The 15,157-nt window shown below is 70.6% G+C and carries 10 protein-coding genes; 3 read left to right on the plus strand and 7 right to left on the minus strand.

The annotated features are described in order from the left end of the window. Positions 1 to 28: 28 nt before the first annotated feature. The 4 genes from hrcA to lepA are packed head-to-tail and all read right to left on the minus strand — an operon-like array spanning position 29 to position 4,860. Positions 29 to 1,063, minus strand: a complete 1,035-nt coding sequence (gene hrcA, locus ACK5KK_RS01110) for a heat-inducible transcriptional repressor HrcA (RefSeq protein WP_416888247.1) — start codon at positions 1,061 to 1,063, stop codon at positions 29 to 31. A gap of 60 nt (positions 1,064 to 1,123) precedes the next feature. Next, positions 1,124 to 2,341, minus strand: coding sequence for a radical SAM family heme chaperone HemW (gene hemW / locus ACK5KK_RS01115; RefSeq protein WP_416888248.1), 1,218 nt, complete (start codon positions 2,339 to 2,341; stop codon positions 1,124 to 1,126). Beyond that, the gene (locus tag ACK5KK_RS01120) at positions 2,341 to 2,991 is read right to left on the minus strand and encodes a DUF1990 family protein (RefSeq protein WP_416888249.1); all 651 of its coding nucleotides are present in this window, start codon (positions 2,989 to 2,991) and stop codon (positions 2,341 to 2,343) included. Before ACK5KK_RS01120 ends, hemW begins: the two co-directional genes overlap by 1 nt. Before the next feature lie 24 nt (positions 2,992 to 3,015). Next, on the minus strand, positions 3,016 to 4,860 hold the full coding sequence (gene lepA, locus ACK5KK_RS01125; RefSeq protein WP_416888250.1) for a translation elongation factor 4: 1,845 nt from the start codon (positions 4,858 to 4,860) through the stop codon (positions 3,016 to 3,018). A 202-nt stretch (positions 4,861 to 5,062) separates the two neighbouring features. Here lepA and ACK5KK_RS01130 point away from each other — a divergent pair, with 202 nt between their 5' ends. From ACK5KK_RS01130 to rpsT, 3 genes are all read left to right on the plus strand, one after another. Beyond that, positions 5,063 to 9,766, plus strand: coding sequence for an ExeM/NucH family extracellular endonuclease (locus ACK5KK_RS01130; RefSeq protein ID WP_416888251.1), 4,704 nt, complete (start codon positions 5,063 to 5,065; stop codon positions 9,764 to 9,766). A gap of 51 nt (positions 9,767 to 9,817) precedes the next feature. Beyond that, positions 9,818 to 10,561 carry an alpha/beta fold hydrolase gene (locus tag ACK5KK_RS01135; RefSeq protein ID WP_416888252.1) on the plus strand — a complete coding sequence of 248 codons (744 nt, stop codon included), beginning with the start codon at positions 9,818 to 9,820 and terminating at the stop codon, positions 10,559 to 10,561. 115 nt (positions 10,562 to 10,676) lie between these two features. Continuing rightward, complete coding sequence (gene rpsT / locus ACK5KK_RS01140) at positions 10,677 to 10,937, plus strand: 30S ribosomal protein S20 (RefSeq protein ID WP_416888253.1); 261 nt, start codon at positions 10,677 to 10,679, stop codon at positions 10,935 to 10,937. A gap of 51 nt (positions 10,938 to 10,988) precedes the next feature. On the opposite strand, the gene ACK5KK_RS01145 is transcribed toward rpsT, so the two are convergent. The 3 genes from ACK5KK_RS01145 to ACK5KK_RS01155 form a co-directional block, all read right to left on the minus strand. Then, positions 10,989 to 11,906 carry a hypothetical protein gene (locus ACK5KK_RS01145; protein ID WP_416888254.1) on the minus strand — a complete coding sequence of 306 codons (918 nt, stop codon included), beginning with the start codon at positions 11,904 to 11,906 and terminating at the stop codon, positions 10,989 to 10,991. 140 nt (positions 11,907 to 12,046) lie between these two features. Beyond that, positions 12,047 to 13,075, minus strand: coding sequence for a DNA polymerase III subunit delta (gene holA, locus ACK5KK_RS01150; RefSeq protein ID WP_416888255.1), 1,029 nt, complete (start codon positions 13,073 to 13,075; stop codon positions 12,047 to 12,049). Positions 13,076 to 13,085: 10 nt separating this feature from the next. Beyond that, positions 13,086 to 15,157, minus strand: a 2,072-nt coding sequence (locus ACK5KK_RS01155; RefSeq protein ID WP_416888256.1) for a ComEC/Rec2 family competence protein, incomplete at its 5' end; no start/stop codon positions are given.

A 15,157-nucleotide genomic window follows, 5' to 3' on the forward strand; every position in this document is an offset into this window, starting at 1 on the left:
CTGCCCCACCGGGCGCGGTCCGTTCGCGTCAGCGAGTGCGCTCGTCTTCTTCGAGCAGCCGACTGAGAAAATGCGCGACGGCACGAACCGCCGCGAGGTTGCTGGGGTAGTCCATGCGCGTGGGGCCGAGCACGCCGACCCGGGCGCGCGAGACCGACGCGTCGTAGTCGCCGGTCACGACCGAGGCTTCCTCGAGCCCGAACGCCTCGTTCTCGCGCCCGATCGACGCGGCCAGGCCCTGGTCGTCAGCCACCATGTCGCTCATGAGGCGCACCAGGGTCACCTGCTCCTCGATGGCTTCCAGGAGCGGGTAGATGCTGCCGCGGAAGTCGGACTCACGTCGCGCGAGGGTCGCCGACCCCGCCATGACGAGTTTGTCCTGCCGGAACTCCTCGAGTTCCTCCGCGACGACGCGCGCCACGGCGCGCACGACCTCGTCGATCGGAACCGAGGCCGTCGTCGCTTCGAGGGCGGCGATCGCCTGAAGTCCGTCGCGGACGTTTTTACCGGTGACCAGGTCCGACACGAGCGACCGCACGACCGGCACCTGGTCGGGGTCGAACGCGCCCGGCAGCAGGACGATCCGCTGCGACACACGGCCGGTGTCGGTCACGACGATCACGACAGAGCGCCCGCCGCCGACCGGCACCACCTCGACGTGGGAGACCCGCGCCCGCGCGAACGAGGGGTACTGCACGAGTGCCACCTGACCGGTCAGGCGGGTGAGGGCCCGGACGGTGCGCACGAGCAGGTCGTCGAGGTCGACCGTGCCCTCCAGGAAGGAGGCGATGGCGGTGCGCTGGGCCGGGGACAGCGGCTGCAACTCGGCGAGATGATCGACGAACACGCGGTAGCCCTTGTCGGTCGGCACACGACCGGAGGACGTGTGCGGTGCCACGATCAGCTCCTCCTCCTCCAACAGCGCCATGTCGTTGCGGATCGTCGCCGCCGACACCCCGAAATGGTGGCGGTCGACGACCGCCTTGCTGCCGACCGGCTCGTTGGTGTCGACGTAGTCCTGCACGATCGCGCGAAGGACCTGAAGTCCCCGATCCGAGACCATGATCCCTCCTCCGCTGGCACTCGTGACGACTGAGTGCCAATTCTAACGCGGCCTGGACCGTCACGTGGTCAGCGCACGCACCACGGCATCCGCCAGTAGCCGCCCGCGCCGCGTGAGCACGACCCGGCCATGCACGGCGGCCGTGCCGTCGATCAGACCGTCGGCGATCAGTCCGGCGATGCGTCGCCGGCCCCGGTCAGACAGGTCCGAGATCGCCAGGCCCTCCGAGATGCGCGATCGCAGCATCACCGACTCCAGATGTCGCGCCGCCGCATCCGGGCGTTCGCGGCCCGCCGCCGGGGACTGTCCGCCGGCGAGGCGCTGCGCGTAGGCGGCCGGGTGCGTCACGTTCCACCAGCGCAGCCCCGTGATGTGGCTGTGGGCGCCGGGCCCGTAGCCCCACCAGTCGGCGCCGCGCCAGTACGCCAGATTGTGCCGCGACCGGGTGCCAGCATCGGTGGACCAGTTCGACACCTCGTACCACGAGTAGCCGGCGGCGGCGAACTCGGTGTCCGCCGTCTCGTACATGTCCGCCTGCAGGTCGTCGTCGGGGGCTGGCATCTCACCGCGTCGGATGCGCCGGGCCAGCGCCGTGCCCTCTTCGATGATGAGGGCGTACGCGGAAATGTGGTCGGGCCGCAGCTCGAGCGCAGTACGCACGGACGTGCGCCAGTCGGCCAGGCTCTCCCCCGGGGCCCCGTAGATGAGGTCGAGACTCACCGCCAGTCCAGCCTCTCGTGCGAACCCGACCGAACGCGCAACCGCGGCGGGGTCGTGGCTGCGGTCGAGAGCGGCCAGAACGTGCGGCACGGCGGACTGCATCCCGATCGACATCCGCGTCACGCCCGCCCGTGCGAGCCCGGCAGCGAGGTCGGCGGTGACCGTGTCAGGGTTGGCCTCTACGGTCACCTCGGCTCCGGGCACGAGGCCGAAGGCGAAGCGGATGCCCGAGAGCATGCGCGCCAGGTCGCCCGCAGGCAACAGCGTGGGGGTGCCGCCGCCGAAGAACACAGTCGCCGCGGGACGCACCGGTCCGCGCGCGGCCAGGACGCCGGTCGACAGCTCGATCTCCCGCTGGACCGTGTCGGCGTAGTCGTCCTGGCGGGCGCCGCGAAGTTCTGTCGCGGTGTAGGTGTTGAAGTCGCAGTATCCGCACCGCACCCGGCAGAACGGCACGTGCAGGTACACGCCGAAGTCGACCTCCGCGTCGACGGTGAGGTCGGCGGGCAGCGCGCCGTCGGCCGGCGCCGGTTCGCCGACCGGTAGCGCCGCCCCCATCAGGACGGTGTCGCGTACAGCGGAGAGATGGCCCGCAAGTAGCGCTGGAAGAGCTCGCGGCGACGGCGCTTGACCAGCGGCGGCAACAGCCGGTACAGCACCGCGGTGGGCCGATCGAACGCCCGCACGGTGAACCACACTTCGTCGTCGTCACGCCACTCCAACAGGAACGATTCCTCGCCGCTGACGACCGACCCCGACACGGTGCCCAACGCGAAGCCTACGCGCCGCGGTTCTTCCACCGCCGAGATGACACGCAGCTCCGCGTCGCCGCGCATGCCTTTGACACGCCCGTGCACGTGCACGGTCGTGCCCGCGCCGACGTACGGAGTGCCGTCGGCGGCGAAGCGCTGGTCGGCTTCCAGCCTGCTGGGCGCGATCGGGGACCCCTCGGCGTCGAAGCTCACGCCGGCGTACGTCGGACCCGACGCGGGGCGCACGTTGGAGACCTCCAGGCCCGCGCCGCGCAACGCCGACCAGGACAGCAGCGCCTCGGTCGACGACGCGAACCGCGCCTGGCCGCTGCCGATCCGCCACGAGTTCTCGGCCGGTACGCTGCGGTGCGGCGGGTAGCCCATCAGGTCGGCGGCCTGCGTCGCTCCGACGGCGGCGTAGTCGACCATCCCCTCCTGGAAGCTCCCGCGACGCATGCTGTCCACCCTACTTGGCGGTCGTCACTTCTTGGTTTCGACGTCGCCGGACAGCGCGGCGATGAACGCCTCCTGGGGAACTTCGACGCGCCCGACCATCTTCATGCGTTTCTTGCCCTCTTTCTGTTTCTCCAGCAGTTTGCGCTTGCGGGTGATGTCGCCGCCGTAGCACTTCGCGAGCACGTCCTTGCGGATCGCGCGGATGTTCTCCCGCGCGATGATGCGGGCTCCGATCGCGGCCTGGATCGGCACCTCGAACTGCTGCCGCGGAATCAGCTTGCGCAGGCGCTCGGTCATCATCGTGCCGTACCCGTAGGCCTTGTCGCGATGGACGATCGAACTGAAGGCGTCGACCTTCTCGCCCTGCAGCAGGATGTCGACCTTGACCAGGTCCGCACTCTGCGAGCCGGCGGGCTCGTAGTCGAGGCTCGCGTAGCCTTGCGTCTTGGACTTCAGCTGATCGAAGAAGTCGAACACGATTTCGCCGAGCGGCATGTTGTACCGCAGTTCCACGCGGTCCTCGCTGAGGTAGTCCATACCCAGCAGCGTGCCGCGGCGGGACTGGCACAGCTCCATGACCGTCCCGACGTAGTCCTTCGGCAGCAGGATGCCGACTTTCACGACCGGTTCCGACACCGATGCGACCCGCCCGTCGGGGTACTCGCTGGGGTTGGTGACGGTGACCGTCTCGCCGGTGTCGGTGTCGACCTCGTACGTGACCGAGGGCGCCGTCGTGATGAGGTCCAGGCCGAACTCGCGGGAGAGCCGCTCCGTGATGATCTCGAGGTGGAGCAGCCCCAGGAACCCGCATCGGAAACCGAAACCGAGCGCGACGGAGGTCTCCGGCTCGTACTGCAACGACGCGTCGGACAGTTTCAGCTTGTCGAGCGCCTCGCGAAGGTCGGCGTAGTCGCTGCCGTCGATTGGGTAGATGCCCGAGAACACCATCGGCTTCGGGTCGGTGTACCCGGGCAGCGCCTGCGATGCGGGCTTGCGCTGGTCGGTGATGGTGTCGCCGACCTTCGACTGGCGCACGTCCTTGACACCGGTGATGAGGTAGCCGACCTCGCCGACGCCCAGCCCCTTGGTCGGCACCGGCTCCGGGCTCGACACCCCGATCTCCAGCAGTTCGTGGGTGGCGCGCGTAGACATCATCTGGATGCGCTCGCGCGGGCGGAGCTCACCGTCCACCATGCGCACGTAGGTGACGACGCCGCGGTAGGCGTCGTACACGGAATCGAAGATCATCGCGCGCGCGGGGACGTCGGCGGCCCCCACCGGTGGCGGGATCTCCTGGACGATGCGGTCGAGCAGCTCATCGACGCCCTGCCCCGTCTTGCCGCTGACCCGCAGCACGTCCTCGGGGCGTCCACCGATGAGGTTCGCCAGTTCGGCGGCGAACTTGTCGGGGTCGGCGGCAGGCAGGTCGATCTTGTTGAGGACGGGGATGATGTGGAGGTCGTTCTCCAGCGCGAGGTAGAGGTTCGCGAGGGTCTGCGCCTCGATGCCCTGGGCGGCGTCGACCAGCAGCACCGCGCCCTCGCAGGCGGCAAGGCTGCGGGAGACCTCGTAGGTGAAGTCGACGTGCCCAGGAGTGTCGATCATGTTGAGCGCGAAGGTGGCCTCGCCGGTTTCCCACGGCATCCGCACCGCCTGCGACTTGATCGTGATGCCTCGCTCCCGCTCGATGTCCATGCGGTCGAGGTACTGCGCGCGCATGTCGCGATCGGCGACCACTCCCGTGATCTGCAGCATCCGGTCGGCCAGCGTCGACTTGCCGTGGTCGATGTGGGCGATGATGCAGAAGTTGCGGATGAACTCGGGCGGCGTGGCGGCGGGCTCGAGAGGCTGGAGGGCGCGCGGTGACATGTCCTCAGAAGTCTACCGGGGCGCGGGCGTGGCCCCGGGCATGCCGGGCTCCGCCGGGACGACCGTGCCACAGATGAGAAACCACTCATGTACGAAATGTTCATCGTCAGGGGCTTGTGAGCAGTGCAACGATCGCACGATGCTCGAGGAGGCGGTCGTCCCCAGCGCGGAGCACCCCCGCGCTCGGCCGCCGGGAGATGACGTGACGTACAACAGCCGCCGACGCCCCCCTGTCCGCCCCGCGATCGCCGCCGCCGCGGTGGGCGCCGTCCTCGCCGCCGGTCTGACACCCGTCGCCGCCGTCGCCGCGGTCTCCCCCGACGCCCCCGTCGTGATCTCCGAGGTCTACGGTGGCGGCGGGAACAGTGGCGCGGCGTTCGACCGCGACTTCATCGAACTGGCTAACGTCAGCGACGGTGACATCGACCTGTCCGGTTACAGCGTGCAGTACGCATCGGCGACGGGATCGACGTGGCAGGTGACGCCGCTGGGAGAGCTCACGGTGCCCGCGGGCGGCCAGGTGCTCATCGGCGAAGCGTTCGGCGCGAACGAGGCGCTCCCCGACGTGCCCGCCGACGTCGACGGCACGATCGCGATGAGCGGGTCGCAGGGCAAGGTGGCGCTCGTCGCATCGCTGACGGCCCTCACCGGCGCAACCGACCTCGTGACGCTCCCCGACGTGGTCGACTTCGTCGGGTGGGGCGGTGCCTCCACGTTCGCCGGAGCCGGTGCCGCCCCGGGGACCTCCAACGCGACCAGCGCGGCGCGCGACGGCGCGTTCACCAACACGGCCGACAACGCCGCCGACTTCGCGCCCGGTGCGCCGTCGCCGGTCGGTCTGGACGACGAGTTCTCCCCCGACCCGGACACGTTGACGTTGACGATCGCTCAGATCCAGGGCACCGGGGCGGTCAGTCCGCACGTCGGCGACACCGTCATGACCACCGGGGTCGTCACGGCGCATTACCCCACCGGCGGGTTCTCCGGCTACGTCATCCAAACCCCTGGCACCGGCGGAGTCGACCCGACCTCCCACGGGACCTCGCACGCGGTGTTCGTCTACGCCCCGGGCGCAGTCGACGAGGTCGCGCTCGGAGACACCGTCGAGATCACCGGGGTCGTGTCCGAGTGGAACGGCCTCACCGAGGTCACCGTCGAACCGGGTGCCGCCGTCGTCGTCGACGACGCCCTCGCCCCGATCCCCGCCGAGGTGACCTGGCCCGCCGGCGACGCCGCACGTGAGGCCCTGGAATCGATGCTGATCGCCCCCCGCGGCGAGTTCACGGTGACCGACACCTACCCGACCAGCCAGTACGGCGAAGTCGGTCTCGCGGCCGGGTCCGATCCGCTCCGCCAGCCCACCGACCTGGCACGCCCGGGCTCGGCCGACGCGGCGGCCGTGGCCGTCGACAACGCTGCCCGTGGCGTCGTGCTCGACGACGGCACCACGATCAACTTCCTCGCCACGGCGAACCGCGCACTGACACCGGCCTACGTGTCGCTGGTCGAGCCGATCGTCGTGGGGGGATCGGTCACCTTCAACGAACCGCTGATCGTCGACTGGCGAAACGACACGTGGAAGCTCAACCCGACCCGCCCGCTGGTGGCGGACGGCTCCGGGGTCGACGACGTGCTGTTCAGCTCCCCGCGCACCGCCGCGCCCGAGCCGGTCGGCGGCGACATGTCGATCGCCTCGTTCAACGTGTTGAACTACTTCACGACGCTCGGAGCCGAGGACCCCTCGTGCGTGGCCTACACCGATCGATTCGGCGACGGCGTCACGGTGCGCAGCGGCTGCCCGCAGCGCGGCGCGTGGGATGCCGACGATCTGCAGCGCCAGCAGGACAAACTCGTCGATGCGATCTCGGCGCTGGATGCCGATGTGGTCGGTCTCATGGAGATCGAGACCTCCGCCGCGTTGGGCGAGGCAGCCGACGAGGCGACTGCGACGCTGGTGGCCGCCCTCAACGCCGCCGCCGGCGCCGAGGAATGGGCGTTCGTGCCGTCGTCGGCGGACCTTCCCGCCGTCGCGGAGCAGGACGCCATCAGCAACGCCATCATCTACCGGACCGCCGCCGTGTCTCCCGTCGGCGCCTCGCGCGCTCTTGGCGATCAGAGCGGCGAGGGCGGCGCCTTCGCGAATGCGCGCGAGCCCATCGCGCAGGCCTTCGCGCCGACCGCGGGCGGCGAGCCCTTCTGGTTCGTCGTGAACCATTTCAAGTCGAAGGGGTCAGCCGGCCCGTGGCCCGGCGACGCCGACGCCGGTGACGGACAGGGCGCCTCCAATGAGTCGCGCGTCCGGCAGGCGACGGCGCTGCGCGACTGGGTCGCCGACATCCAGGGCGATGTGCCCGCGGTGGCGCTCGCCGGCGACTTCAACGCGTACAGCCAGGAGGACCCCCTGCATGTCCTGTACGAGGCGGGCTACGTCGACGCGGCGCAGGAGTTCGCCGTAGACACCGCGTCGTACAGCTTCGGCGGTCAGTCCGGGTCGCTGGACCACGTGCTGCTCAACCCCGCAGCGCGCTCGCGAGCCACGGGTGCCGACATCTGGAACATCAACTCGGGCGAGTCGGTGGCCCTGGAATACAGTCGCTACGCCTCACACGGAACACTGTTTTACGCCGACGACGTGTATCGCTCCAGCGACCACGACCCGCTGATCGTCGGGCTGACCTCGCAGGCGGCGCCGATCGAGCTGACGCTCCTGGGCATCAACGACTTCCACGGCCGCATCGACGCCAACACGGTGGCGTTCGCCGGAACGGTGGAACAGTTGCGGGAGGCCGCATCCGGCCCCGTGCTGTTCGTCTCTGCGGGCGACAACATCGGGGCGTCTCTGTTCGCGTCGTCGGTCGCACAGGACCAGCCCACGATCGATGTGCTCAACGCCCTGGGCCTCGAGGCGACCGCGGTCGGCAACCACGAGTTCGACCGCGGGTTCGCAGACCTGTCCGGACGCGTCTCGGCTGCGTCCGACTACCCGCAGCTGGGCTCGAACGTCTATTTGACGGGAACCGAGACACCGGCGTTCCCCGAGTATGCGCTGTGGGAAGCGGACGGCATCACGGTCGGTCTCATCGGCGCGGTCACCGCGGAGACACCGTCGCTGGTATCACCAGCGGGGATCGCCGACCTCACCTTCGGTGACCCGGTGACCGCGGTCAACCGCGTGGCCGCGCAGCTGTCGGACGGCGACGAAGGCAACGGCGAGGCGGACGTGCTGATCGCGCTCTATCACGAGGGGGCCGGTGCCGGAACACCCGATGGCGTCACCCTCGAGGAGGAGCTGGCCGCGGGTGGCCCCTTCGCCGACCTCGTGAACGACACGACGGCCGAAGTGGACGCCGTCTTCACCGGCCACACCCACAAGGAGTATGCGTGGTCGGCGCCGGTTCCCGGCACCGACGCGACCCGCCCGGTCGTGCAGACGGGCGCGTACGGCGCGAACCTGGGCGAGATCACCCTCACCATCGACCCCGACACCGCCGATGTGACCGCCCACACCGAACGCCTCGTTCCCCGCACCGACGTCGACGACGACGCACTGATCGCCGACTACCCCCGCGTGGCCGAGGTGGCGCAGATCGTCGAGGAGGCTCTCGCGGCGGCGGCGGAGGTGGGCGACACCGCCGTGGCTGACGTCGCCGGTGACATCACCACCGCGTTCAGCGGCGGTGCCTTCGTGGACGGCGTGTGGACCGGCGGGGTCCGCGACGACCGCGCCGCCGAGTCCTCCCTCGGCAAGGCGGTCGCGAACATGCTCCGTGACAGCCTCGGCATCCTTCCGGATGGAGCGGTGATCGGTGTGACCAACCCGGGCGGTCTGCGCGCGGACCTGTGGGACACGCAGGCGGAGTTCGGCGCCACCGCGGTCGACGGCCTCGCCGACGGTCAGGTCTCGTTCTCACAGGCCAACGCCGTCCTGCCCTTCAACAACACGCTCGCCCTGGTGACCCTCACCGGTGCGCAGTTCGTGATGCTGCTGGAGCAACAGTGGCAGCGCGACGCCGACGGAAACGTCCCGCAGCGCCCCTACCTGCAGCTCGGCCTGTCGGACAACGTGACCTACACGTTCGACGACACCCTCCCCGAGGGAGAGCGGATCACCGGGGTGTGGGTCGACGGGGCACCCATCGACCCGGCCGGCCAGTACCGCATCGGCACCTTCTCATTCCTCGCCTCCGGGGGTGACAACTTCCGGGTGTTCACCGAGGGCAGCGACCCGGTCGACACCGGGCTGCTGGACTACGAGGCGTGGGTCGACTACCTTGCCGACCAGTCGCCGGTGGCGCCGTCGTTCGCGACGCAGGCGATCGCCGTGTCCGGTCTGCCTGCGGCCGTCGCGGCGGGCGAGGAGTTCTCCTTCCAGGTCGGCGGGGTCGATCTGACCAGCCGTGGCGCACCCGAGAACACCGAGTTCGAGGTGAGCATCGACGGCATCGTGCACGGCACCACCGCGATCGCCAGCGGCGCCGCGACGGTCACGATCGCGGTTCCCGCCGGAACTCCCGCCGGAACCATGGTCGTCACCCTGACCGCCGCCGAGTCCGGCACCGTCGTGCGGGTGCCGGTGACGGTGGACGCGGCGGTTGAGCCGTCCGCGACGCAGACCACGCTGCGGGCCTATCTGCCGATCCACATCAACCGGTTCCTGCCCTCGACACTGATCGCGCGCGTCACGCAGGACGAGGGCGCCCCGGCGGGGAGGGTGGAGTTCCGCGAGGGCAGTGCCGACGGCGCCGTGGTCGGTACCGCGGAGGTCTCCGCGAGCGGTACCGCCAGTGTGCGTCTGGGCCGGCTCACCCGCGGCACCCACCGCTACGTCGCCGTCTTCGTCCCCGATGATGCGACGCTCGCGGCGGGCAGCACGAGCCGAGCGGTCACGGTGCGTTCGCTGTGGTGACCGCGCCGCTCAGGAGCGGGGGCGGGCGGCGGCGCGGGTAAGCTGAGCGCCATGTCGGTGCAGGTCGTGTTCGTCCACGGCATCCGCACATCGGCGACCATGTGGCGCTCGCAACGAGCGCACCTGGAGGCGCGCGGCATCAGCGGCATCGCGCCCGACCTTCCCGGGCACGGCAGCCGGATGACGGAGACGTTCACGCTGGAGGGCGCGTTCGAGACGATCGACCGGGCCGTGCGCGACGCCGCCGCGCACGGCCCGGTGCTCCTCGTCGGCCACTCGATGGGCGGACTGTTGTCCATCGCGTACGCCGGGCGCGCCGAACCGCCACCGATCGACGCGTTCATCGCCGCCTCGTGCTCCGCGATTCCGCGGGGGCTGGGCCTTGCCGCCTATCGCGCTCTGGCCCGCGGATTCGACCGGTTGCCGGGAAGGGGTCAGCCCATCGCGGATCGCATCCTCGACGCGACGCTCCCCGCCGAGACGCGACCCGACTTCGGCGCGGGCGGCTACGCGTACGACGCGCAGGACCTCGCGTTGCGGAGCCTGTCGGTGCTCGATCTGCTGGATTCGCTGCGGCGCATTACGGTGCCCACGTGGTTCATCAACGGCCAGTTCGACCAGTTGCGGCTGCACGAACGGCTCTTCACTCGCACGCTGCCCGCCGCCGAGCTCATCGTGGTCCCCCGCACCAGCCATCTCGTGACCGCGATGCGGCCGAAGGTGTTCAACGCTCTGCTCGACCTCGCGGTCGCCACGGTCGAGCAGAGCCAGGACGGTCGTCCCTCGGAAAGCTGATAAACTCTCTCCTTGGCTTGCGTGTGGGCTCCTCCTCACACGACCGTCGGGCGACAGCCCTCTCCTTGTCACTCGGCACGTCCATCCGAAACTCCGAACGAAAGACCCGTCGAACGTGGCGAACATCAAGTCGCAGATCAAGCGCAACAAGACCAACGAGAAGGCGCGTGAGCGCAACAAGGCCGTCAAGAGCGAGCTGAAGACCGAGGTGCGGCGCACCCGTGAGGCGATCGCCGCCGGTGACAAGGCTGCCGCGCAGGTGGCCCTGGCGCGCGCCACGAAGAAGCTCGACAAGGCCGTCAGCAAGGGCGTCATCCACGAGAACCAGGCTGCCAATCGCAAGTCGACGATCGCCAAGCAGGTCGCCGCTCTCTGAGCATGAACGACGAAGGCCCGCCCCGGAGGCGGGCCTTCGTCGTTCGCACGCTCAGCCGGGCACGAGGTCGTCCTGCGGCGGCTCAGGCACCCGCCACCGTTCGACGGTCTGGACGATCCAGAACAGCAGGAATTGGGCGATGAGCGCGGTCTCCAGCACGAACACCCACTGCGCGACCATCGGCCGCGCCACCGTGACGACGGCGACGACCGACCCGATCATCACGAGGAACCCGATCGTGTAGCGGTTCCACACCTGAGCACGGCGGCTCTCCCCCCGCTCCCGAGCCGCGCGGGCCAGGGCCACCCCGTTGACACCGACGACACCGACGATGCCGATGAACAGTCCGGCGGCGGCGATCGTGTGGGCCCGCTGGATGAACTCGTCGCGCGCCACCAGGAAGAAGACCCCGAGGCCGGCGAAAGCGATCGCGCTCGCGACGTGGGCGGTGCGGCCCGCTCGTCCGCGGAAGGAGCGTTCCCGCCGCGGAACGACGAAGATCTCCACGACGAACGCGATCAGCCCGACGATGAGGATCGCCCCGGTGTTGTTGCTCACGGCGTCGGTCAGATCGCGCGGCGCCTGGGCCGCGGCATCCGTCCCGGCGATCACGACGGACGGGGTCGGCACGAAGGCGACGAAGAAGGCGAGGTAGCCCGAGAAGTTCAGGAGCACGTCCTCGAGGTCACTGCGGCCGCGGTGCACGATCATGCACGCTCCGATCGCGCACAGGCTCGACACGAATACGGCACGTGCCGGGCTGTAGTAGTACGCGCTGACCGACGGCAGGACGGTGCCCCCGTCGCCCAGCACCTGAATGCCTACGGCGCACCCGAGGAGGACTGTGAGCAGAATGATCGCCAGCCGCAGGTAGCGGTAGGTGGCGTGCACCTCGCCGCGGTAGCGCTCCACGACAGTGGGCACGGACACGCGCGCGACGCGCGTGCGTTGCAGGAACAGAACGGACATGCCCGTCTCCTTTCGCGGGCGGCACCGGTGCGAGGCTCGCCCGTATCAGTAGAGAGGCGCCAGCATCCGTTCTGAGACATGAGGTGAGACATCGGGTGCGCTGACACCGGCTGCCTGCCGGGCAGCCGCGCCCGGGGGCGTCACGCTCCGTACGGGGCGCGGGTCGCGATGACGGTCACCAGCCGTTCGACGGCGAACACCGGGTCGCGGGATGCGCCTTTCACCTCGGCGTCGGCCCGGGCCGCGGCCTGAATCGCGGTGCTCAGCGACGCTTCGTTCCAGCCGGTCAGGTCGCGGCGGGCGCGGTCCACCTGCCAGTCCTTCATGCCCAGGCGGGCCGCGAGCTGCTTGGCGGGTTCGCGGTTACCGGCCACGCGCGCCATCGAGCGCAGCTTCATCGCGATCGCGGCGACCATCGGCACCGGGTCGGCGCCGCTGGCGAGGGCGTGCCGGAGGGCGATGAGTGCGTCGCCGTATCGTCCCGCGATGGCGGTGTCGGCAACCGCGAACGCGGTGGTCTCGACCCGGCCCCCGTAGTAACGCTGCACGATGTCTTCACCGATGTCGCCAGACACGTCGGAGATCAGCTGTTGGCACGCCGCGGCCAGTTCGGTGACGTCGTCCGCGAACGCCGAGACCAGAGCCCGCAGCGCCGCCGGAGCGATACGCCGCTGCGCAGCGCGGAACTCCCCCGCGGCGAAGTCGAAGCGGTCGGCGTCGCGCTTGATGGCCGCACACGCGATCTCGATGCCGTCGCCGGTTCCGGCACGGATGGCGTCGAGCAGCTTCTTTCCCCGGACGCTCGCACCGGTGTGACGCAGCACGACGGTCGCCCCGTCTTGGGGATGCTCCAGGTAGGCCAGGGCTTCGGCGAGAAAAGCGTCGGTGCACTTCTCCACCCCCGCGACCCGCACCAGCCGCGGCTCCCCGAACAGCGACGGCGAGGTGAGCGCCAGCAACTCCCCCACCGCGTAGTCGTCCGCGCGCAGATCCGACACCTCCAGACTCGGATCCTCGGCCCGCAGGTAGTCCCGGATGCCGCCGATCGCGCGTTCTGCGCACACCTCCTCCGGCCCCGACACCAGCACGATCGGTGCCGGCTGCGGCGCACGCCACGACACCTGCGGGATGGCGGAGCGCGAAGCGGCGCGACGCGGGGCGGGCGGCATGCCCGTCAGCCTACCCGCCGGGAACGACAACGCTGGGCGGCGACCGCCAGATCCGCAGCGAGTCGCCGTCGCGCCACACCGCGATGTCGCCATCACGATCCGTGCGCGCGATCGTCGCCCCGACCCCGGCGAGGACATCGAGGGTCTCCGCGCGCGGATGCCCGTAGTCGTTCTCCCCCACCGAGATCAACGCGACGGCAGGTGCGAGTGCGGCATACAGCCCCGGGTCCTGATCGCCGCTGCCGTGGTGGGCGACCTTCACGACCTCGACTGGACCGGCCAACGACGCCCGCAATCGTTGTTGCGGGGCGGCCGACAGATCACCCAGGAACACCGCGGAAGGAACGCCCCCACCGGTGACCTCGACGACGACGCTGGCATCGTTACCTCCGGTTTCGGTGTCGGCGGAGGGCCACAGCACGCGCCACCGGGCGTCTCCCAGCGCGCCGGAGGCGCCCTCAACGGTGGGCACCGGCCGCGCCCCACCCGCGGTGAGGTCGTCGACCACGGCTGCGGCATGGGCGTCGTCGACCGGGCCGTGCAGCAGAGCGCCCACGGCGCCCCGCACCGCCGCGACGCCTCCGGAGTGGTCACGATCGAAGTGCGTCAGGATGAGCAGATCTACGCGGTCCACGCCGAAACGCGTGAGACAACGCGCCAAGACGTCCGGGTCGGGTCCGGTGTCGATGAGGGCCACCTGTCCAGCGGAGGCGATGAGCACGGCATCCCCCTGCCCGACCGAACACATCGCAACCGACCATCGCTCGGGCACTCCGGCGCGATCCCACCAGGCCGCCACCGGCCCCACCACGATCAATGCTGCCACGATCGCCCCCAGCACCGCGAACGCGAGCCGTCGGGCGCGCCCGACGACCACCGCCACCACGGCGGCCCCGGCCACGGCCAACCCCGCGACCCCGGCCAGCCCCGCCGGCCACGGCAGTAGTGCTCCGGGCAGATCGGCGAACACCTGCGCCGTCGCGGCGATCCACGCCGCCGGCAACCAGGCCACCGCGGCGAGCCCGGGGCCGAGCACAGGGATGCCCGCGCCCAGGCAGGCCGCAAGCCCGAGCACCGTCGCCGCCGGAGCCGCCGATGCGGCAAGCAGGTTCGCGAGCACGCCGTAGGCCGAGACGACCGGCGTGATGAGCACCAGCAGCGGCGCGCAGGCCAGCTGCGCGGCCAGCGGAACCGATACCCCCAGCGCCAACGGACCCGGGAGATACCGCCCGAGGCCGTCGGCCAGCGGGTCGGCCACGACCAGCAGCGCCGCCGTCGCAACGACCGACAACGCGAACCCCAGCGACAGCGACAGCCACGGATCCAACAAGAGTGCGATGATCACCGCGGTGCACAACAGCGCCAGCCCGGCGCCCACTCGCCCCAACAGCACCCCCAGCATCGCTATCGCTGCCATCGCGGCGGCTCGCACGACGCTCGGCTCCGGCGTCACCAGCACCGTGAACCCGGCCAGCGCCGCGAGGGCGCACACCACCCGCACTCCGCGGCGCGCCCCGGCCAGCGCCGACAGACCGAAGGCCAGTCCCACCACCAGGGCGCAGTTCGCCCCCGACACCGCCGTCAGGTGCGACAACGAGGCGGTGCGCATCCGCTCTTCCAGATTCGGCTCCACGCCGCCGGTGTCCCCCACGGCGAGTCCCGCGATGAGGCCCGCGCCGGGTTGCGCGAGATCCCGCGTGACCGCCGCCAGACCGGCGCGAAGATCGGCCGCCGCCGCGAGCACACCGGTCGGCGGCTGCCGCACCCGCGTCGAGTGCACCTCCACCACCGCGACCTCACGACGACCGGCCTCCGCCGCGCGGGCACTGCCGGCGACCTCCGCGATCGCTCCGACATCGAGCCGCGCGGGCGGATCGGGCAGCACGACCAGGATCGGCGTCGCCGCCGGGTCGCGGAGCCGGGCATCGAAGCTCCACGACCGCCCGTATCGCTCCACTTTGCCCGCGACCGTGACCTCCTCGGCGACGGGCCCGCTCGCGAGCCGGTCGGCGACAGCCGCACGATCGGGCGCGGCGACCGCGACCCCCGCCGCCGCCGCGGCGCCCACCGCGCACGCCAACG

Source organism: Microbacterium sp., from assembly GCF_047972865.1.
GTDB lineage: Bacteria > Actinomycetota > Actinomycetes > Actinomycetales > Microbacteriaceae > Microbacterium.